This window comes from Actinokineospora lacus (genome assembly GCF_053813445.1).
Map to the genome: position 1 here is coordinate 1 of NZ_JBQERA010000014.1, position 21,601 is coordinate 21,601.

A 21,601-nucleotide genomic window follows, 5' to 3' on the forward strand; every position below is an offset into this window, starting at 1 on the left:
CGGTGGTTTTAGCGGTGGGGAAACGCCCGGTCCCATTCCGAACCCGGAAGCTAAGCCCATCAGCGCCGATGGTACTGCACTCGTGAGGGTGTGGGAGAGTAGGACACCGCCGGACTTCTTTCAAGAGAAGGGGTTTGTGGGGGGACGAGCACCTGCGGTGCGCGCCCCGCCACAAACCCCTTTTCTGCGTCTGTCATCGTGGAGCGGGTGGAGCGACCACCCGAGGTAGCAGGAGGAATCGGTGTCCGAGTTCGGGCGAGGCGACGACGGAGGCCGTGACCGCGGTGACCGCCGGTCAGACCAAGGCCGCGGCGACCGCGGCGACCGCAAGCCCCAACGAGACTCCGGGGACGGCCCTCGGCGGGACCGCCCCACCGGAGGCGACCGCTACCCCCGCCGCTCCGACGACCGACCCCGCACTGACGACCGCCGCTCCGGCGGCGACTTCCGTCCGCGCCCGGACAGCGGCCGTTCCCACGACAAGGACCACGGCCGCCGCGACTTCCGCGATGGCGACCGTGGCTCGCGCGGCGGCGACCGCGACTTCCGCGGTGACCGTCCCTCCGGCTCCGGCGACCGCTCCTCCAGCCCGCGTGGCGACCGCTCCTACGGCGCCCCCCGCAGTGAGGGCGGCAACCGCTCCTTCGGTGGCGACCGGGCCAACCGCTCGTTCGGCGGCGACCGAGGTGCCCGTTCCTTCGGCGGCGACCGTGGCGGCCGTTCCTTCGGCGACCGTGACCGTTCCTTCGGCGACCGCGGCAGCCGCCCGACCAGCGGTGGCGACCGCCCCTCCGGCGATCGCGCGAACCGCTCCTCCGGTGGCAGTGACCGTCCATTCGGCGACCGCGGAAACCGTTCTTCCGGTGGCGATCGTCCGTACGGTGATCGCGGCAACCGGTCTTCCAGTGGTGGCGAGCGCTCCTACGGCGACCGGGGAAACCGGTCCTCCGGCAGCGGTGACCGCTCTTATGGCGACCGTGGCAGCCGCCCGACCGGCAGTGGTGATCGTTCTTACGGTGATCGCGGCAGCCGTCCGACCGGGAGCGGCGATCGCTCGTACGGGGATCGCGGAAACCGGTCCACTAGTGGTGACCGCTCTTACGGAAACCGGTCCTCCAGCAGCGGTGATCGTTCTTACGGTGATCGCGGCAGCCGCCCGACCGGCAGTGGCGATCGCTCGTACGGGGATCGCGGAAACCGGTCGTCGGGCACTGGTGACCGCTCCTACGGCGACCGGGACAACCGGTCTTCCAGTGGTGACCGCTCCTATGGTGACCGCGGAAACCGGTCCTCCAGCAGCGGTGATCGTTCTTATGGTGATCGTGGCAGCCGCCCGACCGGCAGTGGTGACCGCTCGTATGGCGACCGTGGGAATCGGTCGTCGGGCAGCGGTGACCGTTCTTATGGTGATCGCGGCAGCCGTCCGACCGGTAGTGGTGACCGCTCGTACGGGGACCGGGGAAACCGGTCCTCCGGCACTGAGCGCTCCTTCGGCGACCGCGGTGGTCGCTCCTTCGGTGATCGTGACCGCTCCTTCGGTGACCGTGGGAGCCGCCCGACCGGCGGTGACCGCTCGTTCGGTGCTGACCGGGGAGATCGGCCGTCCAGTGGCGACCGGGGTTCCTCCGGCGATCGCGGGAACCGCTCGTCCAGTGGGTACGGCGACCGCCCGTCCGGTGGGTACCGGGGCGACAAGGATTCCGGCACCCGGTCGTTCGGCGACCGTGGGCCCAAGAGTGGCGGCGGATATGGCGGACGCCCGTCTGACGCCAACCGCGGCACGCGTGACGAGCGCCCCTACGGCAAGCGGGACGACCGCGCGGCCCGTGGCGGCCGCGACGACCGGCCCCGCACGTTCGACCGGCCCAGTGGCGACCGGCCCAGCATCGACCGGGGCGGCGACGACCGTGGCTCCCGTGGTGAGCGCTCCTTCGGCGGTGACCGCAAGTTCGGTGGCGACCGGGATGACCGCCGCCCGCGTTCCGACGAGGACCGCGCCAGGCCCGCCGATGTCGAGGCCCAGGACACCCCCCAGACCCGGACCGACCAGGATGGCGACGTCGCTGGTGTCCGTGGCGCCCAGGTGGACGCGAGCGGCGCCGACGACGCGCGGGCGGAGCACCGCGAGCACCAGTCGAGCGACGCCCGGGTGGACGACCGTCCGGACCGTGAGCCCTCGGTTCCCGAGGGAGCCGACTACACCGCCCTCGACATCGAGGTGCGGGCCGGGTTGCGGAGCCTGCCCAAGACGCTGGCCGAGCGGGTGGGCAAGCACCTGGCCGCTGCCGGGATGCTGGTGGACGACGACCCCGAGCGGGCCCTCGCGCACGCCCGCTACGCCCGTGCGAGGGCGTCGCGGGTCAGCATCGTGCGGGAGGCGACCGGCCTCACCGCGTACCACGCGGGCGAGTGGGCCGAGGCCCTCTCGGAGCTGCGCGCCGCCCGCCGGATGACCGGCGGCGACCACCACATCGCCGTCATGGCCGACTGCGAGCGCGCCCTGGGCAGGCCCGAGCGCGCGCTGGAGCTGGCCCGCGAGGCGGGCCAGGACATCCCGTCCGACGTGGCTGTCGAGCTGCGCATCGTGGTCGCGGGCGCCCGTCGGGACATGGGCCAGCTGGAGGCGGCGGTGGTCGGCCTCCAGGGACCCGACCTCGATCCCAAGCGCCGCGACCCGTGGAGCGCCCGCCTGTTCTACGCCTACGCCGACAACCTCGCCGCGGCCGAGCGCTCCGAGGAGGCCATCCGCTGGTTCCTCGCCGCCGCCCAGGCCGACGACGACGGTGAGACCGACGCCGCGGAGCGCGCCTTCGAACTCGGCGCCAACGAGACCGACGTCGCCGCCGTCCGCCCGGAAACCATCGTCGAGCTGATGGCTCCCCCCGGCACCCGCGCCCCCCGCGAGCGCCCGGCCCCCGCTCCGGCCACCCCCGCGGTGTCCGACGCGGACAAGTCCGAAGACGACCAGTCGGACAAGAGCGACCCGTCGGGCGACAGCGACCCGTCGAACAGCGCTGAGCCCGCCGACAGCGCGGATTCCGCTGATAGCGCGGACTCCGCTGACAGCGCCGATTCCGCTGACAGCGCGGATTCGGCTGACAGCGCGGACTCCGTCGACAGCGCCGCCTCCGCCGGAAGCTCCGATGAGTCCGATGAGGACTCCGACGGCACCGGGCCGGACGACAGCGCCGACGACGCCGCTCGCTTCGACCCGCCCACAGCCGAGTCCTCCGCCGACGCCGAGAACTCCACCGGCAACCAGGACGCACCCGGCGATGCCATCGCGAACTCGGCCAACAGCCGGGACGCGTCCGCACCGGACACCAGCGACGACGCGGAATCCGCTGATTCGCAGGGCGTGACCGAGGATTCCGGTCCTGCCGGGACCGAGGACACCGCGCCCACCGGCTGGGTCGGCACCGGCGACGCGGACTCCGCCGATGACAACGGCGTCGCCACCACCGCGGGCTCCGGTCCTGTCGGGACAGGGGAAGCGGCACTGGCCGGCTCTGGCGACGACGCTGGTTCGGCCGACGACCACGGTGTCGGCACGACCGCGGGCTCCGGCCCCGTCGGCGCGGATGCCGAGGACGCGGGCCAGGAGCGGTCGGGCAAGGGCGAAGACCGGTAGGCGATGACCGGACGGCTGCTCGACACCTGTGACGCCCTGCTCCTCGACCTCGACGGCACCGTCTACCGCGGCGGCCACGCCGTTCCCGGGGTGCCGGAGGCCATCGGGGCCGTGCGGGCTGACGGGGTGGCCGTCCGGTTCGTCACCAACAACGCGTCGCGGTCTCCCGCTGACGTCGCCGAGCACCTGAACGGCTTGGGTGTCCGTGCGACCGAGGACGAGGTGAGCACCAGCGCCCAGGCGGGCGCGCTCGTCCTCGCCGACCGGCTCGACCGGGGCGCCGAGGTGCTCGTCGTCGGCGCCCCGGCCCTCGCCGACGAGGTGGCGAAGGTCGGGCTCCGGCCCACCGACCAGGCGGGCCCGGACACCGCCGCCGTCGTGCAGGGCCTCTCACAGGACCTCGGCTACCGGCTCCTCGCCGAAGCCGCCGTCGCCCTGCGCGCGGGCGCGCTGTGGGTGGCCTGCAACGTCGACAAGACCATCCCCACCGAGCGCGGCCTGCTGCCCGGCAACGGCGCGTTCGTCGCGGCGCTGCGCGCGGCCACCGACCTCGAACCGGTCGTCGCGGGCAAGCCCGCCGCCCCGCTGATGGAGGCCGCCATCAACGCCTCCGCCGCGCGGTCCCCGCTCGTCGTCGGCGATCGGCTCGACACCGACATCGAGGGGGCGATCGCGGTCGGCGTCCCGGCGCTGTTCGTGCTCACCGGGGTCGACACCCCCGCCACCCTGCTCGCCGCCGAGCCGCACCGCAGGCCCACCCACCTCGCCCAGGACGTCGCGGGCGTGTTCCGGTCCGCCGACGAGCTGGCGGTCGGCCCCAAGCCGTCCTGGGACCTCCGCGTCGGCGAGCACATCGCCATCCGCGGCGACGGCGACCCGCTGGACCTCCTGCGCGCCCTCTGCGCCGCGGTGTGGTCGAGCGCGGTGTGGTCGAGCGGGAAGGAATTCCGGCCCGAGGACGCCGGCGCTGATCGCGCCCTGACGGCGCTGGGTCTCACCGGGTTGCGCCGCGGCGCGGGCCCGGACATCGGATAGTTTGGTGGACGTGCACCCCCAGACCCCGCGACCCGGACCGCAGCCGACGCACGATGAGGCCATCGACGCGGCGCTCACCGGGCTGGTCGGGCTCGACGCGGTCCCCGTCGCCGAGCACGTGGCCCGGTTCGACGCCGTGCACGTTGCCCTGACGGCCGCGCTGGCCGGCATCGACAAGGTCTGACCGTGCCCAGGAGGGCGCGTCTCGACGCCGAACTCGTCCGCCGCGGCCTGGCCCGCTCCCGCGACCACGCGGGCACGCTGATCGCCGACGGGCGGGTCACCATCCGCGGCTCGGTCGCCGCGAAGGCCGCCACCGCCGTCGAGGCCGACGCCCCGATCGTGGTCCGCGAGGACCAGGCCGACGAGAACTGGGCCTCCCGGGGCGCCCACAAGCTGATCGGCGCGCTCGACGCCTTCGACATCGCGGTCGAGGGCAGGCGCTGCCTGGACGCGGGCGCGTCCACCGGGGGCTTCACCGACGTCCTGCTGCGCAGGGGGGCCCGCCACGTCGTCGCCGCCGATGTCGGCCGCGGCCTGCTGCTCTGGCGCCTGCAGACCGACGAGCGGGTCACAGTCCTGGACCGGACCAACGTCCGCGCCCTGGACCCCGCGGCCGTGGGCGAGGTCGACCTGGTCGTGGCCGACCTGTCCTTCATCTCACTCGGCCTGGTCCTGCCCGCCCTGCTGGCCTGCGCGGGCGAGCAGGGCGACCTGCTGCCGATGGTCAAGCCGCAGTTCGAGGTCGGCAAGGAGCGCCTGGGCTCCGGCGGCGTCGTCCGCGACCCCGAACTGCGCGCCGAGGCCGTCCGCACCGTGCTGGGCCACGCCGCCAGGCTGGGGCTGCGCGCGCACGGCGTGGTGGCCAGCCCGTTGCCCGGCCCGTCCGGCAACGTCGAGTTCTTCGCCTGGCTGCGCCGCGGGGAGCCGCTGCCCGATGGCGAGGCCGCGGCCATGGTGGCCGCGGCTGTGCGGGAGGGGCCTGCATGACCCGCGAGATCCTGCTGGTGGTCCACACCGGACACGAGGAGAACCGGCGCACCGCCGAGAAGGTGGCCGCCCGGTTCGCGGGCGCGGGCGTGCGCCTGCGCGCCCTCGACGACGAGGCCGCCGACCTCGACAACTCCTGCTACGGCTCCGTCGTGCCGTTCGACGACGCCGCGGCCAAGGACGTCGAGCTCGTCTTCGTCCTCGGCGGCGACGGCACCCTGCTGCGCGCCGCCGAGGCCGCCCGGCCCGCGGGCGTCCCCGTCCTGGGCGTCAACTTCGGCCGCGTCGGCTTCCTCGCCGAGGCCGAGTCCGAGGCCCTGGACGACGCCGTGGCCCGCGTGGTCGAGGGCGACTACCGCGTCGAGGAGCGGATGACCGTCGACGTCTCCGCCGAGCTCGGCGGCCGGGAACTCGCCCGCACGTGGGCGCTCAACGAGGCGAGCCTGGAGAAGTTCAGCCGCGAGCGCATCCTCGACGTGCGCATCGAGGTCGACGGCAGGCCGGTCTCCTCCTTCGGCTGCGACGGCGTGCTGTGCGCGACCCCCACGGGCTCCACCGCCTACGCCTACTCCGCGGGCGGTCCGATCGTCTGGCCGGACGTCAACGCCATGCTGGTCGTGCCCAGCAACGCCCACGCCATGTTCTCCCGCCCGATGGTCGTGTCCAGGAACTCGGTCGTGGCCATCGAGGTCGACCCCGACGGCCACCCCGCCGTGCTGTGCTGTGACGGCCGCCGCACCTTCGACATCCCCCCGGGGGCGCGGGTCGAGGTCGTCGGCGGCAGCCTCCCGCTGCGGTTGGCCCGCCTGCGCGACGACCCGTTCACCGACCGTTTGGTCGACAAGTTCGACCTGCCCGTGCAGGGCTGGCGCGCACGGTGATGCCATCCCCACGAGTCGATGGGAACCGCTAGGGTTCGCCGTGTGCTAGCCGAGATGCGCATTCAGGACCTCGGCGTCATCGACGAGGCCACGCTGGACCTGCACCCCGGGTTCACGGTGGTCACCGGGGAGACCGGAGCGGGCAAGACGATGGTCGTCACCGGCCTGCACCTGCTCTCCGGCGGCCGGGCCGAGACGTCACGGGTCCGCAGCGGCAAGACCAAGGCCGTGGTCGAGGGGCGATTCGAGAACCTGACCGGGAGCCGGGCCGCGGCCCTGGCCGCCGCGGCGGGCGCCGAGCCGGACGAGGACGGCAGCCTGATCGCGCTGCGCAGCATCGCCACCGACGGCCGCTCCCGCGCGCACGTCGGCGGCCGGGCCGCGCCGGTGGGGCTGCTCTCCGACCTCGCCGAGCACCTGATCGCCGTGCACGGGCAGAACGACCAGCTGCGCCTGCTGCGCCAGGGCGAGCAGCGCGCGGTCCTCGACCGCTACGCCGCCGAGGACGTCGCCGACGTCCTCACCGAGTACCGCAGGGTCCGCGACGAGTGGGTCGCGGTGGCCGCCGAGCTGACCGACCGCACCGCCCGCGCCCGCGAGCTGGCCCGCGAGGCCGAGCTGCTGCGCCTGGGTGTGCAGGAGATCACGGCCGTGGACCCGCAGCCCGGCGAGGACGACGAGCTGGTCGTGCGCGCCCGCAGGATGGCCGACGCCGAGCAACTGCGCGAGGCCGCGACCGGCGCGTCCTACGCGGTCTCCGGTTCCCCCGACGGCGACCCCGACGCGCCCGGCGCGCTCGGCCTCCTCGGGGAGGCCCAGCGCAGGCTCGCGGGCAGCGACGACCCCCGGCTGCGCGAGCTGGAGCCGCGCCTGACCGAGGCCGCCGTGCTGCTCACCGACATCGGCGCGGAGCTGACCTCCTACCTGGAGTCCCTCGACGCCGACCCGGCCGCGCTGGAGCAGGTCCTCGCTCGCCAGGCCGAAATCAAGGCGCTCACCCGCAAGTACGCCGCCGACGTCAACGGGGTCCTGGCGTGGGCGGCGCAGGCCAGTGAGCGGTTGGCCGGGCTGGACACCTCCGAGGGGGCGCTGGCCGAGCTGGCCAGCCGCCGCGACGCGCTGGCCGTCGAGCTCGCGGGCATCGCCGCCGAGCTGAGCGAGGCCCGCACGCACAGCGCCGAGTCCCTGGCCAAGGCGGTCACCGACGAACTCGGCGGCCTCGCCATGGGCCAGGCCAGCCTGCAGATCGGCGTGCGCCAGCGGCCCGCGGACACCGACGACCCGTACGGCCTCGACGTCAACGGCACGCGCCTGCACGCCGGGCCCGACGGCGTCGACGAGGTCGAGCTGCTGCTCGTCGCCCACGACGGCGCCCAGCCGCTGCCGGTGCACAAGGGCGCCTCCGGCGGCGAGCTGTCCCGGGTGATGCTGGCCATCGAGGTCGTCCTCGCGCACTCCGACCCGGTCCCGACCCTGGTCTTCGACGAGGTCGACGCCGGTGTCGGCGGGAGGGCCGCGGTCGAGATCGGCCGCCGCCTGGCCCGGCTGGCCCGCAGCCACCAGGTCATCGTCGTCACCCACCTCGCCCAGGTCGCGGCGTTCGCCGACCGCCACCTGGTGGTCGACAAGAGCGCGGCGGGCGGGGTCACCCGCAGTGACGTCCGCACGCTCGACGAGAGCAACCGCGTGATCGAGCTGGCCCGGATGCTGGCGGGCATGGAGTCCACCGAGACCGGGCGCGCGCACGCCGAGGAGCTGCTGGCCGTGGCCGACGGCGAGAAGCACGACCTCGCGCTGAGCGGGCGCCCCCGGCCAGGCAAGCGCAAACGCACCAGAGGCTGATACGCCATTTGGCGGTAAGTCCACGGCGTGGCGTCCTGGGGATCGGGCCGGGATTTGCCACCATCGGCGGCATGAAGCTGTCCGGACTGCTCAGCCGCTCCCGCCAGGGCCTGCCCGGGGTGACCGGAATCGCCAGGGTGGACCGGCGCACGTCCGAGCTGCTGCGGCGGCTGTCGCCGGGCGATGTTGCCGTGCTCGACCAGCTCGACCTCGACCGCGCCACCGCCGACGCGCTGGTGGACGCCGAGGTCGTCGGGGTGGTCAACGCCTCGCCGTCGATCTCCGGGCGCTTTCCCAACCTCGGGCCCGAGGTGCTCGTCGCCGCGGGCGTCCCGCTGATCGACGGGGTCGGCTCCGAGGCGCTGCGGGCGATCCGCGAGGGCAGCAGGCTGCGGCTGCACGACGGCGGGGTGTACGTCGGGGAGCGCGAGGTCGCCCACGGCGCGCGGCAGAGCGCGGAGTCGGTGGCCGACCAGATGATCGAGGCCAAGGCGGGCATGTCCGCGCAGCTGGAGGCGTTCTCCGCCAACACCATCGAGTTCCTGCGCCGCGAGCGGGCGCTGGTGCTCGACGGCGTCGGCGTGCCCGAGCTGCACGTCCCGATGCGCGGGCGGCAGGTGCTCGTCGTCGCCCCCGGCCACGAGCACGCCGCCGACCTCAAGCGGCTCAAGCGCTACATCTCCGAGCACCGCCCGGTCATCGTCGGCGTGGAGGAGGGCGCGGACAGCCTGCGTGCCCTGGGCCACCGGCCCGACGTCATCGTGGGCAACCCCGACGCCATCTCCACCGAGGCGCTGCGCTGCGGCGCCGAGGTCGTGGTCCCGGCCTACACCGACGGGCAGGCCCCCGGGCTGGGCCGCGTGCAGGACCTGGGCGTCGGCGCGGTCACCTTCCCGTCCTCGGGCAACTCGGAGGACCTGGCGCTGCTGCTGGCCGACGCGCACGAGGCGAGCCTGATCGTCACCGTCGGGTTCCAGGCCACGCTGCGGGAGTTCCTCGACCGCGGCCGGTCCGGGTCCAACCCGTCGACCTTCCTGACCCGGCTGCGGCTGGGCGGCAAGCTCGTCGACGGCAAGGCCGTGGCCACCCTGCACCGCAGCCGGGTCTCGATGGGCGCGGTGCTCCTGCTGGTGCTGGCCGCGCTGGTGGCCCTCGGCGCGGCGCTGGCGGTCTCCGGCGTCGGCACGGCGTACGTGGACTGGGCCGCCGGGGTGTGGGCCGCCGGGGTGTGGGATTCGATCACCGACTGGATCAAGGGGCTGTTCTCGTGATCTCGCTGCGCTACCACGTCATCTCGACCGCCGCGGTGTTCCTGGCGCTGGCCGTGGGAGTGGTCCTCGGCTCGACCACGCTGAGCCGGACGCTGCTCGCCGGGCTCTCGACCGAGAACAGCGACCTGGGCACCGAGGTCAGCAGGCTGGAGGCCGACCGCACCGGGCTCACCGCCCGCCTCGGCGATGCCGACACCTTCGCCGCCACCATCGGCCCGCTGGCCGTGCGCGGCGCCCTCGACAAGCGCACCGTCGTGCTGGTCACCACCCCGGACGCGCGGCCCGCCGACCGCGACGCCGTCGCCGAGCTGATCAGCGCCGCGGGCGCCAGGGTGACCGGCGAGGTGACCCTCAGCGACGCCTTCGGCGACCAGGCCCGCGCCGACGAGCTGAAGGAGATCACCACCCGCCTGCTGCCCGCGGGCGTGCAGCTGCCCACGGCCACCGACCCCGGCACCCTCGCGGGCGGGCTGCTCGGCCCGGTCCTGCTGATCTCCCCGAAGGACAACAAGCCCCAGGCCACGCCCGAGGAGACCACCGCGGCGCTGGCAGGCCTGGCCGACGGCGGCTTCCTCAAGGTCACCCCCGACCTCAAACCCGCCCAGCTGGCCGTCATCCTCACCGGCGGGGCCAACACCGGCGACGCCGCGGGCGACCGGGCGGCCGTCATCGCCCGCTTCGCCACCCAAGTCGACCGCTCCGGGGCGGGCGCGGTCCTCGCCGGTGGCGCCGGCTCGGCCGACGGCACCGGCGCCCTGGGCGTCGTGCGGGCCGACACCGCCGCGACGTCGGTTCTCTCCACTGTGGACAACGCGGACACCGCGGCTGGGCGCGTCGTCACCGTGCTGGCCCTGGTGGAGCAGCTGGACGGGCGGGCGGGCCGCTACGGCACCGCGGGGACCGCGCAAGGCGTCGCCCCCGGCGCTTCCGCCGAATAGAGAAAGCACTTACAGCATCAACTCACAGCGTCAACCCAAGGCCACGAACGACTGAATCCGCGCCCCGAACGGGTAAGCCCGTCGCCAGAGCCGACGGCGGACCCTCGGGCGCGTCGATTATCGAGCAGTCCACGCTCGACTAAGGGGATCTGGCATGTTCAAGAGGATCTGCGCCGTCACCGCCCTGGCTCTGCTCGCGACCGGCGCGCCCGCGTCCGCGAGCACTCCCGAGGGCGCCGCCGACGCAGGCTCGGCCGACTACGTCCGGGACGGCAGCCGCGTGAGCATCCCGGCCGTCGCCGCGTGCGACGTCCAGGGCCCGACCACCAACAGCTCCGGGCCCAGGGCCGAGGCGGGCGTGCGGTTCGGCAGCGGCACCTCCTCGTGCGCCACCACCGTCGTCAACCCCGGCACCGGCGCCACCAAGACGGTGTCGACGGCCTCGGGCACCGAGTTCGAGCTCTCGGCCCTGACGCGGGTCGGCGGCCCGAGCATCCGCGTCGCCGGTTACCGGGTCACGTGCACCGCCACCAAGGCGGGCACCGACGTCACCTGGACCTTCGACGGCATGTCCGGGCTGAGCCCGCTGCCCAGCCCGGTGCCGAGCAACTACCTCCGCGAGGTCCGCAGTTCCGCGGGCTCCCTGCTCGCCACGGTCATGTTCAACGAGGTCACGGTGCCATCGCCCAACGACGGCAGCATCGCCCTGACGATGATGCGCATCCGGTTCCAGCCGGGGTCGGACATGACCGGAGAGGTCCGGGTCGGCGACACGGCGTGTTCGCCGACGGCGTGAACCGGCGGGTTGTGCTGCGCGGGGTCCAGCAGGTGTTAGGGTGGACTTCCGTGGACCTGCGGCTGGTGAACCTGCCGCGGACGGACGCCGGACACCACGGGAGCCTCGTTGCAGCACGCTCGGACGACCAAGCACGTCTTCGTCACCGGAGGCGTCGCCTCCTCGCTGGGCAAAGGTCTCACCGCCTCCAGCCTGGGCCAGCTGCTCACCGCGCGCGGTTTGCGGGTGACCATGCAGAAGCTCGACCCCTACCTCAACGTCGACCCCGGGACGATGAACCCGTTCCAGCACGGCGAGGTGTTCGTCACCGATGACGGGGCCGAGACCGACCTCGACATCGGCCATTACGAGCGCTTCCTCGACCGCAGCCTCGCGGGCAACGCCAACGTGACGACCGGTCAGGTGTACTCCGCGGTCATCGCCAAGGAGCGGCGCGGGGAGTACCTGGGCGACACCGTGCAGGTGATCCCGCACATCACCGACGAGATCAAGTCCCGCATCCGGGCCATGGCCGAGCCCGACGACTCCGGGCGCACGCCGGACGTGGTGATCACCGAGGTCGGCGGCACGGTCGGCGACATCGAGTCGCTGCCGTTCCTGGAGGCGTGCAGGCAGGTCCGCCACGACGTCGGCCGGGACAACGTGTTCTTCCTGCACGTCTCGCTCGTGCCCTACCTGGCGCCCTCCGGTGAGCTGAAGACCAAGCCGACCCAGCACTCGGTGGCCGCGCTGCGCAACATCGGCATCCAGCCCGACGCGATCGTCTGCCGCGCCGACCGGGAGATCCCGGACGGGCTCAAGCGCAAGATCGCCCTGATGTGCGACGTGGACACCGAGGCGGTCGTGGCCGCCCCCGACGCGCCCTCCATCTACGACATCCCGCGCGTGCTGCACCGCGAGGGCCTGGACGCCTACGTGGTGCGCAGGCTCGACCTGCCCTTCCGCGACGTCGACTGGGCGGTGTGGGGCGACCTGCTCGACCGCGTCCACAAGCCCAAGGAGACGGTGCGGATCGCGTTGGTGGGCAAGTACGTCGACCTGCCCGACGCGTACCTGTCGGTCACCGAGGCGCTGCGCGCGGGCGGGTTCGCCCACCGGGCCAAGGTCGAGGTCCGGTGGGTGCCCTCGGACACCTGCGAGAGCGCGGCGGGCGCGGCGGCCGCTCTGTCCGATGTGGACGGTGTGCTGGTGCCGGGCGGGTTCGGCGTGCGCGGCATCGAGGGCAAGATCGGCGCGATCCGCTACGCCAGGGTGAACGGCGTCCCCGTGCTGGGCCTGTGCCTCGGCCTGCAGTGCATGGTGATCGAGACCGCCCGCGCGCTCGCGGGCATCGCCGACGCCGACTCCGCGGAGTTCGGCGACGCCACCGAGAACCCGGTCATCTCCACCATGGCCGACCAGCAGGACGTCGTCGCGGGCGAGCGGGACATGGGCGGCACCATGCGCCTGGGCTCCTACCCGGCCGCGCTGGCCCCCGGCTCGGTCGTGGCCGAGGTCTACGGCACCCGCGAGGTGACCGAGCGCCACCGCCACCGCTACGAGGTCAACAACGCCTACCGCGACCGGCTCGCCAAGGCGGGCCTGGTGTTCTCCGGGACCTCCCCGAACGGCAAGCTCGTCGAGTTCGTCGAGCTGCCGCGCACCGCGCACCCGTTCTTCGTCGGCACCCAGGCCCACCCCGAGCTCAAGAGCCGCCCGACCCGCCCGCACCCGCTGTTCGCGGGCTTCATCAAGGCCGCGCTGGGCTACCTGCAGGCGCAGCGCCTCCCCGTCGAGCTGGACGAGCCGCAGACGGTGAACGCGTGAGCGGCGACCGGCACGTCTTCGACGTGGTGTCCACCCGCGACATCCACGTCGGGCGCATCCTCGCCCTGCGCATGGACGAAGTCCGCATGCCGGGCGGTGACGTCGCCACCCGGGAGGTCGTGGAGCACCTGGGCGCGGTCGCCGTGGCGGCGCTGGACGACGAGGGCCGCGTCGTCCTCATCGATCAGTACCGCCACCCGATGGGCAAGCGCCTGTGGGAACTGCCCGCCGGGCTGATCGACCACGCGGGGGAGGACCCGCTGGAGGCGGCCAAGCGGGAACTGGCCGAGGAGGCCGGGGTCGGCGCCGAGCACTGGTCGGTCCTGGTGGACGTGGCGGTCTCCCCGGGCTTCACCGACGAGATGGTCCGCGTCTACCTGGCCACCGGCCTCACCGACAGCCCCCGCACGGCCATGGGCGAGGAGGAGGCGGACCTGGAGATCCACCGGGTCCCGCTGGCCGAGGCGGTCCGGATGACGATGGCCGGTGAGGTGCTCAACGCCGCCGCGGTCTCGGGCATCCTCGCCGCGCACATCGCGGTCTCGGGCGCTCCCACCAGGGACGCGCGCGCGCCGTGGCCGGACCAGCCGACGGCGTTCGCCGCGCGCGCCGAGGACCGGCCCTGAGCTGGTCGGGGCCTGCGCTAGGCGGGGTTAGTCGATCAGCCTGCGGCCTTCGGCGTCGGTGCCGCCGCTGACGAGCAGGATGATCCCGTCGATCAGGCACCAGACGCCGAACCCGCCGCAGGTCAGGAGTTGGGCGACGGCGATGCCGTAGTGGCCGGTGTAGAAGCGGCCCGCGCCGAAGGGGACCAGGATCTGCAGCAGCCCGGCGACGACCTTGGACTTGGGCGAGTACATCACCGGCGGCGGCGCGTAGTGCGGGTACACCGGCGGCGGCCCGTAGTACACGGGCGCGGGCGGCGGCGGGGGAGCGGCCCACACCGGCGGCGCCATGAACGGCGGGTACGGCGCGGGCAGGTCGGCGAACAGCGCGCGCAGGTCCCCGCGCGTGGTGGAGGTGACCACCGCGTCGACCCGCTGCTCGTACTCGTCCACGGAGAGCCGACCCGCGCCGAAGTGCTCGCCGAGGACGCGCATCGAGTCCTCGCGCTCAGCGGTTCCGATGCGGAGGTCGTCTCCCCCTGGGTCGTTCACGGTCGCCACGATACGTGGACGGCAGGGCGGGCGTTGGCGTTCCCTCGCGGCCCGAGCCGTTACCCTCACCCGGGTGGCGTCCTCCCGTGTCGAGCAGGTGGTCGACGGCTACCTGGACCACCTGGCCGTCGAGCGCGGCACCTCGGTGAACACCCTCGACGGCTACACCCGCGACCTGCGCCGCTACCGCGATCACCTGAGCGCCCAAGGCATCGAGGACCTGGCCGGGGTCGCCGAGCGGCACGTCTCGGCGTTCCTGGCCACCCTGCGCGAGGGCACCGAGGACCACCCCCCGCTCGCGGCGTCCTCCGCCGCCCGCGCCCTCGTCGCCGTCCGCGGGCTGCACCGCTTCGCCGTCCTGGACGGGATCACCGCCCACGACCCGGCGCGCGAGGTCAAGCCGCCCACCCCGCCGCGGCGGCTGCCCAAGGCGCTCCCGGTGGACGACGTCCTGCGGCTGCTCGACACCCCCGCGCCGGATGGCCCCGGCGGGCTGCGGGACCGCGCGCTGCTGGAACTGCTGTACTCCACCGGCGCGCGCATCTCCGAGGCCGTCGGCCTCGACCTCGACGACATCGACCCCACCGACCGGTCGGTGCGCCTGGACGGCAAGGGCGGCAAGCAGCGGATGGTCCCGGTGGGACGCCCGGCGCTGGCGGCCCTGGACGCCTACCTCGTGCGCGCCCGCCCGGTGCTGGCCTCGGGTGGGCGCGGCTCGCACGCGGTCTTCCTCAACGTGCGCGGCGGGCGGCTGTCCCGGCAGAGCGCGTGGACGGCGCTGAAGACCGCGGCCGGGGCGGCGGGCATCGCCGCCACGGTCTCCCCGCACACCCTGCGCCACTCCTTCGCCACCCACCTGCTGGAGGGCGGCGCCGACGTCCGGGTGGTCCAGGAGCTGCTCGGCCACGCCTCGGTGACCACGACGCAGATCTACACCCTCGTCACGGTCACGACGCTGCAGGAGGTGTACGTGAGCGCCCACCCACGCGCCCTGGGCTAGCGCCCGACCCGGAACCTTCACCACGTCTCGACACGCCCACGACGCGCCTGGCCGCGTTGCCGGGACGCCTCCGTACAACCAGTACGACGACGTCCCGGCGCCTTGCCGGCCACACCGTTGGACACGCCGATACATGGCCAAGGCTCCGAGTCGGGGCACTAGGCTCTGAATCGTGACCATCTCTGTTCCTTCCGACCGCCCGCTTCGTTGGGGAATCCTCGGCGCAGGCTGGATCGCGGGCGCCGTCGGCGCTGACATCGCCGCGTCGCGCGACAGCGAGGTCGCCGCCGTCGGCGCCCGTGACGCCGCCCGCGCCCGCAAGCTCGCCGACCGCCTCGGCGCGCCGCGCGCCTACGGCTCCTACGCCGAGCTGGTCGCCGACCCCGACCTCGACGTCGTCTACATCGCCACCACCCACGCCCAGCACCACGAGCACGCCCTGCTCGCCATCGCGGCGGGCAAGAACGTGCTGGTGGAGAAGGCGTTCACGCTCACCGCCGCGCAGGCCCGCGACGTCGTCGACGCCGCCGCCAGGCAGGGGGTGTTCTGCATGGAGGCCATGTGGATGCGCATGAACCCGCTGGTCCGCCACGCGGTGGAGCTGGCGGAGGGCGGTGCCATCGGGCGGGTGCTGAGCGTCACCGCCGATCACGGCCAGCGCTTCCCCTTCGACCCCGCCCACCGGCTGTTCGACCTGGGCGCGGGCGGCGGCGCCCTGCTCGACCTCGGCGTCTACTCCGCGACCGCGGCCTGGCTGTTCCTCGGCGAGCCGAGCGGCCTCGCGACCACCGGCCACCTCTCGCCCACCGGCTCGGACTCCACGCTGGCGATGCAGTGGTCCTATGAGGACGACCGCTACGCCCACGTCGCCTGCACGACGGAGGCGTCGACCCCGTGCCAGGTCCTGGTCACCGGCACCGAGGGCTGGCTGCGGATCGGCACCCCGCTCTACCGGCCGTCGGAGCTGACCGTGCACACCCGCGCCGCGGGAACCGAGGTGCGCACCGAGGCGCTGGCGGGCAACGGCTACGGCCCGCAGGTCGCCGAGGTGGAGCGCTGCCTGCGCGCGGGCCTGGCCGAGAGCCCGCTGGTTCCGCTCGCCGAGACGGTGGCCATCATGGCGCTCATGGACCGGGCCCGTGCTGACCTGGGGGTGCGATACCCGGCCGACGGCTGACAGGGGCCCCGCGCGCGGTCTAACCTGTGCGCCCGGAGGTGCCCGATGAGCGAGGTCGACGAGCCGCGGGAGCTGAGCCTGCCCGCCGTGCTGGCGGCGCTCAGCGACCCCACCCGGCTCGCGGTGGTGGCCCAGCTGATGGCCGAGGGGGAGATGTCGTGCGGGGCGCTGGAGGTGTCGGTGGCCAAGTCGACGCTCTCCCAGCACCTGCGGGTGCTGCGCGAGGCGGGGGTCACCCACACCCGGCCGGACGGCACCCAGCGGTTGCTGTCGGTGCGCCGGGACGACCTCGACCGGGCCTTCCCCGGGCTCTTGGACGCCGTTGTGGGCGCGCTCACTAGCGCGAACAGCTGATCCGTCCACGGCGAGCCGTGTTGGTGGGTCCCCCGCGCGCACTTACGCTGCGGTGGAGACCGACCGCAGGCGACAAGGAGCTAGATCGCCATGTCGACACTTCCGCCTCCGAGAGCCCGGCACGGTGGCGCTGTGGAGCTGAGCATCGCGCCGCGCGCCGCCACCGACGCCGACGACGACCTGGTCGACGACCTCGCGCCCACCGGTTTGGGCCCCAACGGGCGGCCGCGGCGGGTCATCCCCGAGCCGCCGCTGCTCGAGCGCCACGGCCCGGCCACGGTGCTGGCGATCTGCAACCAGAAGGGCGGCGTCGGCAAGACCACGTCCACGATCAACCTGGGCGCCGCGCTGACCGAGTTCGGCAGGCGGGTGCTGCTGGTCGACTTCGACCCGCAGGGCGCCCTGTCGGTCGGCCTCGGCATCCCGGCGCACCAGCTGGACCGCACGATCTACAACGCGCTCATCGGCCAGACCGTCGAGCTGCGCGACGTCGTCCTGCGCACCTGCGTCGAGGACATGGACCTGCTGCCCAGCAACATCGACCTGTCCGCGGCCGAGGTGCAGCTGGTCTCCGAGGTCGGCCGCGAGCACGCCCTGCTGCGCACGCTGCGCCCGATCATCGCCGACTACGACTACGTCCTCGTCGACTGCCAGCCCTCCCTCGGGCTGCTGACGATCAACGCGCTGGCCGCCGCCGACGGCGTGCTCATCCCGCTGGAGTGCGAGTTCTTCAGCCTGCGCGGGGTCGCGCTGCTGATAGACACCATCGAGAAGGTCCGCGAACGGCTCAACCCGAAGCTGGACATCACCGGGATTCTGGCCACCATGTACGACCCGCGTACGCTGCACTCCCGCGAGGTGATGGCGCGGGTGGTGGAGGCGTTCGGCGAGACCGTGTTCGACTCCGTCATCAACCGCACCGTGCGCTTCCCGGAGACGACCGTCGCCGGGGAGCCGATCACCACGTGGGCGCCGCGCTCGGCGGGCGCCCGCGCCTACCGCCAGCTCGCCCGCGAGGTGATCGCCCGGTGACCGCAGGCCCCAAGGGCGGCTCGCCCCGGCAGAAGCACGACACGAAGATCACCGTCTACGTCTCCGACGAGGAGCTGTTGGCCTTGGAGCACGCCCGGCTCGCGCTGCGCGCCCACCACGGCGTGGCCGTCGACCGCGGCCGCGTGGTGCGCGAGGCGGTGGCGGTCGCCCTGGCCGACCTCGCCGACAACGGCGCCGAGTCGGTCCTGGTGCGGCGGCTGCGCCGGGACAGCGGGCCGTGACCGCCGTGGCCGACCCGCCCGCCGACGGCCGGTTCACCGTCCGGCTGGCCAACTTCGAGGGCCCCTTCGACCTGCTGCTGCAGCTGATCTCCCAGCACCAGCTCGACGTGACCGAGGTGGCCCTGCACCGCGTCACCGACGACTTCATCTCCCACATCCACCGCGTCGGCCACGAGTGGGACCTCGACGAGACCACCGAGTTCCTGGTCATCGCCGCCACCCTGCTCGACCTCAAGGCCGCCCGGCTGCTGCCCGCGGGCGACGTCGAGGACGAGGAGGACCTGGCGCTGCTGGAGGCCAAGGACCTGCTGTTCGCGCGGCTGCTGCAGTACCGGGCCTACAAGCAGGTGGCGGCGCTGTTCAGCGAGCTGGAGGCGGGTGCGCTGCGCCGCTACCCGCGCTCGGTGGCGCTGGAGGACCGCTTCCAGTCGCTGCTGCCCGAGGTCCTGCTGGGAGTGGACGCGGCCCGCTTCGCCGAGATCGCCGCCGCGGTGTTCCGGCCGAAGCCGCCGCCCGAGGTGTCGATCGATCACCTGCACATGGGCCGGGTGTCGGTCAGGGAGACCGCCGCCCTGCTGCGCGTCCGGCTGGCCGAGCACGGGACGCTGACCTTCGCCGAGCTGACCGCCGACTGCGAGCACAACATCGAGATCGTGGCCCGGTTCCTGGCCCTGCTGGAGCTCTACCGGGAGGCCACGGTCCTGTTCGACCAGGCGGAGCCGCTCGGCGAGCTGCGGGTGGAGTGGACCGGCGGGACCGTCGAGGAGGCCAAGGCGGCCGCGGCGGTCTTCGCAACCGAGGACGAGGAGTACGGGTGATCGAGGAGGGCCACGCCCCACGGGACGAGCCTCAGCCGGACGTTGGGGTGGCCGTGGAGGACGAGGAGTTCCAGGAGCGGGAGCCGCTGGATGACGACGCGGTGTTCGACGCCGCGCTGGAGGCGGTCCTGCTCGTCGTGGACTCCCCGGTCGACGAGAACGCCCTCGCGGGCGCGCTGGGCGCCTCGGCCACCAGGGTCAGGCTGGGCCTGCACCGCCTCGCCGACGGCTACACCACCCGCCGCTCGGGCATCGACCTGCGCCGATCCGGCGAGGGCTGGCGTTTCTACACCCGCGACGCCTACGCGCCGTTCGTCGAGAAGCTGCTGCTCGACGGCCAGCGGAGCAAGCTCACCAGGGCCGCCTTGGAGACCTTGGCGGTCATCGCCTACCGTCAGCCGGTGACCCGTGCGCGGGTGGCCGCGGTGCGCGGGGTCAACGTCGACGGCGTGATGCGGACGCTGGTGGTGCGCGGGCTGGTCGAGGAGACCGGCACCGACCCCGAGACCGGCGGCCACCTGTACCGCACAACCGAGTTGTTCCTGGAGCGCTTGGGGCTGACGTCGCTGACGGACCTGCCCCCGATCGCTCCGCTGTTGCCAGAAGTGGATGCGATCGACGATGTCGTTGGGTAGTCCGGAAGGAATCCGGCTGCAGAAAGTCCTCTCCCAGGCGGGTATCGCCTCCCGCCGTGCCGCGGAGGACCTGATCGAGCAGGGCCGCGTCAGCGTGGACGGCGAGGTGGTCCGCACCCAGGGCCGCCGGGTCGACCCGCTGACGGCGGTGATCCACGTCGACGGGGTCCGGGTCAACGTGCGCGACGACCGGGTGTACCTGGCGATGAACAAGCCGCGCGGGGTCCACTCCACAATGGAGGACGACCAGGGCAGGCCGTGCGTGGGCGACTACCTGCGCCAGCGGACCGAGCGCCTGTTCCACGTCGGACGGTTGGACGCCGACACCGAGGGCCTGCTGCTGCTGACCAACGACGGCGAGCTGGCCCACCGGCTGATGCACCCGTCGTTCGGGGTGCAGAAGACCTACCTGGCCGAGGTCGCCGCCCCGGTGGGCCGCGACGTGGGCCGCACGCTGCGCCAGGGCATCGAGCTGGAGGACGGCCCGGTGAAGGTCGACTCGTTCAAGCTGGTCGACAACTTCGGGCACCGGGCGCTGCTGGAGGTCGTGATCCACGAGGGCCGCAAGCACATCGTCCGCCGCATGCTGGCCGAGGTCGGCTACCCGGTCTCCAGCCTGGTCCGCACCAGGATCGCCGACGTCGTCCTGGGCAACCAGCGGCCGGGCTCGATCCGGGCGCTGAACCGCGGCGAGGTCGGCTCGCTGTACTCGGCGGTCGGGCTCTAGGCCGTGCTCCACATCTAGGCGCGCTACCACGCAGGCTGGTGCGGCCAGGCCGTGCTCCACGTCCAGGACACGGCCTGGCCCACGCCGTCAGGCGGGCGTGGGCCGTAACCGGCGCTGCACCGCGGTCGCGACCGGTTCGACCACGCGGGCCGCGATGGGGCCGATGATCGCCATCAGCAGCACGTAGGCCGTCGCGAGGGGGGCCAGCTGGCTGTCCACCGCGCCCGCGCTGACCGCCAGCCCGGCGATGACGATGGAGAACTCACCGCGGGCCACCAGCGCGGCGCCCGCGCGGGCCCGGCCCATCCGGCCGATCCCCTGCTGCCGGGCCGCGAACCACCCGGTCGCCACCTTCGTCAGCGTCGTGACCACGGCCAGCGCGAGCGCGTACGCCAGCACCGGCGGAATGTCGCGTGGATCGGTGTTCAGCCCGAACACCACGAAGAACACCGCCGCGAACAGGTCCCGCAGGGGCTCCAGCATCTTCGTCGCGTTCTCCGCGGTGGAGCCCGAGATCGCGATGCCCAGCAGGAACGCCCCCACCGCCGCGGAGACCTGCAGCTGCGAGGCGATCCCGGCCACCAGCAGCGCCGCCCCCAGCACCCGCAGCAGGAACACCTCCGGCTCGGGGCTGTCCACCAGCATCGAGACGAACCGCCCGAAGCGCAGGGCGATCACCAGCACCACGGTGATCGCCACCAGCGCGATGCCCACCGCCGTCAGCCCGCCGAGCAGGGTCGCCCCCGCCAGCAGCGCCGTGAGGATGGGCAGGTAGATCGCCATCGCCAGGTCCTCGAACACCAGGATCGACAGCACGACCGGGGTTTCCCGGTTGCCCAGCCTGCCCAGGTCGCCCAGGACCTTCGCCACGATGCCGGAGGAGGAGATGTAGGTGACCCCGGCCATCGCCAGCGCGCCGACCGGGCCCCAGCCGAGCAGCAGGGCCACCACCGCGCCGGGCACGGCGTTCAGGACGATGTCGAGCAGCCCGGCCAGCCACGAGCGGCGCATCCCGGTGACCAGTTCGGCCGCCGAGTACTCCAGGCCGAGCAACAGCAGCAGCAGGACGACACCGATCTCCCCGGCGATCTCGGTGAACGGCTCGATGCCCTCCAGCGGGATCAGCCCGCCCGCGCCGAAGGCCAGGCCGCCGACCAGGTAGAACGGAATGGGGGAGATCCCGATGCGCCAGGCCAGCCTGCCGAGCAGGCCCAGGCCGAAGAAGACCGCCCCGAGCTCGATCAGCGAGATCGCGGTGTGCTCCACGCC

General features: G+C 73.4%; 22 protein-coding genes and 1 rRNA gene. 20 read left to right on the top strand and 3 right to left on the bottom strand.

All coding sequences use genetic code 11. The annotated features are described in order from the left end of the window. A 5S ribosomal RNA gene (gene rrf, locus ACTG9Q_RS27885) occupies positions 1-115 on the top strand; the annotation flags it as partial. Positions 116-295: 180 nt separating this feature from the next. Here the strand turns inward: rrf and ACTG9Q_RS27890 are convergent. After that, entirely contained in the window at positions 296-2,131 is a 1,836-nt protein-coding gene (locus tag ACTG9Q_RS27890; RefSeq protein ID WP_455575894.1) for a hypothetical protein, read from the bottom strand. Here ACTG9Q_RS27890 and ACTG9Q_RS27895 point away from each other — a divergent pair. The 11 genes from ACTG9Q_RS27895 to ACTG9Q_RS27945 all read left to right on the top strand — a co-directional run bounded on the left by ACTG9Q_RS27895 (position 2,084) and on the right by ACTG9Q_RS27945 (position 13,816). Further along, the gene (locus ACTG9Q_RS27895) at positions 2,084-3,631 is read left to right on the top strand and encodes a hypothetical protein (protein WP_455575895.1); all 1,548 of its coding nucleotides are present in this window, start codon (positions 2,084-2,086) and stop codon (positions 3,629-3,631) included. The genes ACTG9Q_RS27890 and ACTG9Q_RS27895 overlap by 48 nt on opposite strands. A 3-nt stretch (positions 3,632-3,634) precedes the next feature. Then, the gene (locus tag ACTG9Q_RS27900) at positions 3,635-4,666 is read left to right on the top strand and encodes an HAD-IIA family hydrolase (protein WP_455575896.1); all 1,032 of its coding nucleotides are present in this window, start codon (positions 3,635-3,637) and stop codon (positions 4,664-4,666) included. Between the two features lie 4 nt (positions 4,667-4,670). Next, positions 4,671-4,850 carry a hypothetical protein gene (locus tag ACTG9Q_RS27905; RefSeq protein ID WP_455575897.1) on the top strand — a complete coding sequence of 60 codons (180 nt, stop codon included), beginning with the start codon at positions 4,671-4,673 and terminating at the stop codon, positions 4,848-4,850. A 2-nt stretch (positions 4,851-4,852) separates the two neighbouring features. After that, positions 4,853-5,656 (top strand): TlyA family RNA methyltransferase, encoded by an 804-nt coding sequence (locus tag ACTG9Q_RS27910; RefSeq protein ID WP_455575898.1) that lies wholly within the window; start codon positions 4,853-4,855, stop codon positions 5,654-5,656. Further along, a complete protein-coding gene (locus ACTG9Q_RS27915) occupies positions 5,653-6,537 on the top strand; it encodes an NAD kinase (protein WP_455575899.1) in 885 nt (294 codons plus the stop codon). Before ACTG9Q_RS27910 ends, ACTG9Q_RS27915 begins: the two co-directional genes overlap by 4 nt. 54 nt (positions 6,538-6,591) lie before the next feature. Next, positions 6,592-8,379 carry a DNA repair protein RecN gene (gene recN / locus ACTG9Q_RS27920; protein ID WP_455575900.1) on the top strand — a complete coding sequence of 596 codons (1,788 nt, stop codon included), beginning with the start codon at positions 6,592-6,594 and terminating at the stop codon, positions 8,377-8,379. Between the two features lie 71 nt (positions 8,380-8,450). Then, entirely contained in the window at positions 8,451-9,650 is a 1,200-nt protein-coding gene (gene steA / locus ACTG9Q_RS27925; protein ID WP_455575901.1) for a putative cytokinetic ring protein SteA, read from the top strand. Beyond that, the gene (locus ACTG9Q_RS27930; protein WP_455575902.1) at positions 9,647-10,588 is read left to right on the top strand and encodes a copper transporter; all 942 of its coding nucleotides are present in this window, start codon (positions 9,647-9,649) and stop codon (positions 10,586-10,588) included. Before steA ends, ACTG9Q_RS27930 begins: the two co-directional genes overlap by 4 nt. Positions 10,589-10,742: 154 nt before the next feature. Next, positions 10,743-11,384 (top strand): hypothetical protein, encoded by a 642-nt coding sequence (locus ACTG9Q_RS27935; RefSeq protein ID WP_455575903.1) that lies wholly within the window; start codon positions 10,743-10,745, stop codon positions 11,382-11,384. Positions 11,385-11,492: 108 nt separating this feature from the next. Then, positions 11,493-13,190, top strand: a complete 1,698-nt coding sequence (locus ACTG9Q_RS27940; protein ID WP_455575904.1) for a CTP synthase — start codon at positions 11,493-11,495, stop codon at positions 13,188-13,190. Continuing rightward, complete coding sequence (locus tag ACTG9Q_RS27945; protein ID WP_455575905.1) at positions 13,187-13,816, top strand: NUDIX domain-containing protein; 630 nt, start codon at positions 13,187-13,189, stop codon at positions 13,814-13,816. Before ACTG9Q_RS27940 ends, ACTG9Q_RS27945 begins: the two co-directional genes overlap by 4 nt. Positions 13,817-13,843: 27 nt before the next feature. On the opposite strand, the gene ACTG9Q_RS27950 is transcribed toward ACTG9Q_RS27945, so the two are convergent. Continuing rightward, positions 13,844-14,347: a DUF1707 domain-containing protein gene (locus tag ACTG9Q_RS27950; protein WP_455575906.1), complete on the bottom strand. Its 504-nt coding sequence runs from the start codon at positions 14,345-14,347 to the stop codon at positions 13,844-13,846. Positions 14,348-14,420: 73 nt separating this feature from the next. On the opposite strand from ACTG9Q_RS27950, the gene xerD reads away from it, so the two are divergent. From xerD to ACTG9Q_RS27990, 8 genes are all read left to right on the top strand, one after another. After that, the gene (gene xerD / locus ACTG9Q_RS27955) at positions 14,421-15,347 is read left to right on the top strand and encodes a site-specific tyrosine recombinase XerD (RefSeq protein WP_455575907.1); all 927 of its coding nucleotides are present in this window, start codon (positions 14,421-14,423) and stop codon (positions 15,345-15,347) included. Positions 15,348-15,519: 172 nt separating this feature from the next. Next, positions 15,520-16,524, top strand: coding sequence for a Gfo/Idh/MocA family protein (locus ACTG9Q_RS27960; protein WP_455575908.1), 1,005 nt, complete (start codon positions 15,520-15,522; stop codon positions 16,522-16,524). A gap of 45 nt (positions 16,525-16,569) precedes the next feature. Further along, a complete protein-coding gene (locus ACTG9Q_RS27965; protein ID WP_455575909.1) occupies positions 16,570-16,878 on the top strand; it encodes an ArsR/SmtB family transcription factor in 309 nt (102 codons plus the stop codon). A 90-nt stretch (positions 16,879-16,968) separates the two neighbouring features. Then, complete coding sequence (locus tag ACTG9Q_RS27970) at positions 16,969-17,910, top strand: ParA family protein (protein WP_455575910.1); 942 nt, start codon at positions 16,969-16,971, stop codon at positions 17,908-17,910. Beyond that, positions 17,844-18,152: a hypothetical protein gene (locus tag ACTG9Q_RS27975; protein ID WP_455575911.1), complete on the top strand. Its 309-nt coding sequence runs from the start codon at positions 17,844-17,846 to the stop codon at positions 18,150-18,152. Before ACTG9Q_RS27970 ends, ACTG9Q_RS27975 begins: the two co-directional genes overlap by 67 nt. After that, on the top strand, positions 18,149-18,970 hold the full coding sequence (locus tag ACTG9Q_RS27980; protein WP_455575912.1) for a segregation and condensation protein A: 822 nt from the start codon (positions 18,149-18,151) through the stop codon (positions 18,968-18,970). Before ACTG9Q_RS27975 ends, ACTG9Q_RS27980 begins: the two co-directional genes overlap by 4 nt. Continuing rightward, positions 18,895-19,605, top strand: coding sequence for an SMC-Scp complex subunit ScpB (gene scpB, locus ACTG9Q_RS27985; protein ID WP_455575913.1), 711 nt, complete (start codon positions 18,895-18,897; stop codon positions 19,603-19,605). The genes ACTG9Q_RS27980 and scpB overlap by 76 nt, the downstream gene beginning before the upstream one ends. Beyond that, on the top strand, positions 19,592-20,332 hold the full coding sequence (locus tag ACTG9Q_RS27990; protein WP_455575914.1) for a pseudouridine synthase: 741 nt from the start codon (positions 19,592-19,594) through the stop codon (positions 20,330-20,332). The genes scpB and ACTG9Q_RS27990 overlap by 14 nt, the downstream gene beginning before the upstream one ends. A gap of 87 nt (positions 20,333-20,419) precedes the next feature. Here the strand turns inward: ACTG9Q_RS27990 and ACTG9Q_RS27995 are convergent, their stop codons facing one another. Continuing rightward, the gene (locus tag ACTG9Q_RS27995) at positions 20,420-21,598 is read right to left on the bottom strand and encodes a cation:proton antiporter (protein ID WP_455575915.1); all 1,179 of its coding nucleotides are present in this window, start codon (positions 21,596-21,598) and stop codon (positions 20,420-20,422) included. Positions 21,599-21,601: the final 3 nt, after the last annotated feature.

Bases quoted from the DNA above. Each gene is read 5' to 3' on its own strand.
- ACTG9Q_RS27970 (WP_455575910.1), top strand. From the start codon at position 16,969: ATGTCGACACTTCCGCCTCCGAGAGCCCGGCACGGTGGCGCTGTGGAG.
- ACTG9Q_RS27900 (WP_455575896.1), top strand. From the start codon at position 3,635: ATGACCGGACGGCTGCTCGACACCTGTGACGCCCTGCTCCTCGACCTC.
- recN (WP_455575900.1), top strand. From the start codon at position 6,592: ATGCGCATTCAGGACCTCGGCGTCATCGACGAGGCCACGCTGGACCTG.
- ACTG9Q_RS27915 (WP_455575899.1), top strand. From the start codon at position 5,653: ATGACCCGCGAGATCCTGCTGGTGGTCCACACCGGACACGAGGAGAAC.
- ACTG9Q_RS27935 (WP_455575903.1), top strand. From the start codon at position 10,743: ATGTTCAAGAGGATCTGCGCCGTCACCGCCCTGGCTCTGCTCGCGACC.
- ACTG9Q_RS27990 (WP_455575914.1), top strand. From the start codon at position 19,592: ATGTCGTTGGGTAGTCCGGAAGGAATCCGGCTGCAGAAAGTCCTCTCC.
- steA (WP_455575901.1), top strand. From the start codon at position 8,451: ATGAAGCTGTCCGGACTGCTCAGCCGCTCCCGCCAGGGCCTGCCCGGG.
- ACTG9Q_RS27965 (WP_455575909.1), top strand. From the start codon at position 16,570: ATGAGCGAGGTCGACGAGCCGCGGGAGCTGAGCCTGCCCGCCGTGCTG.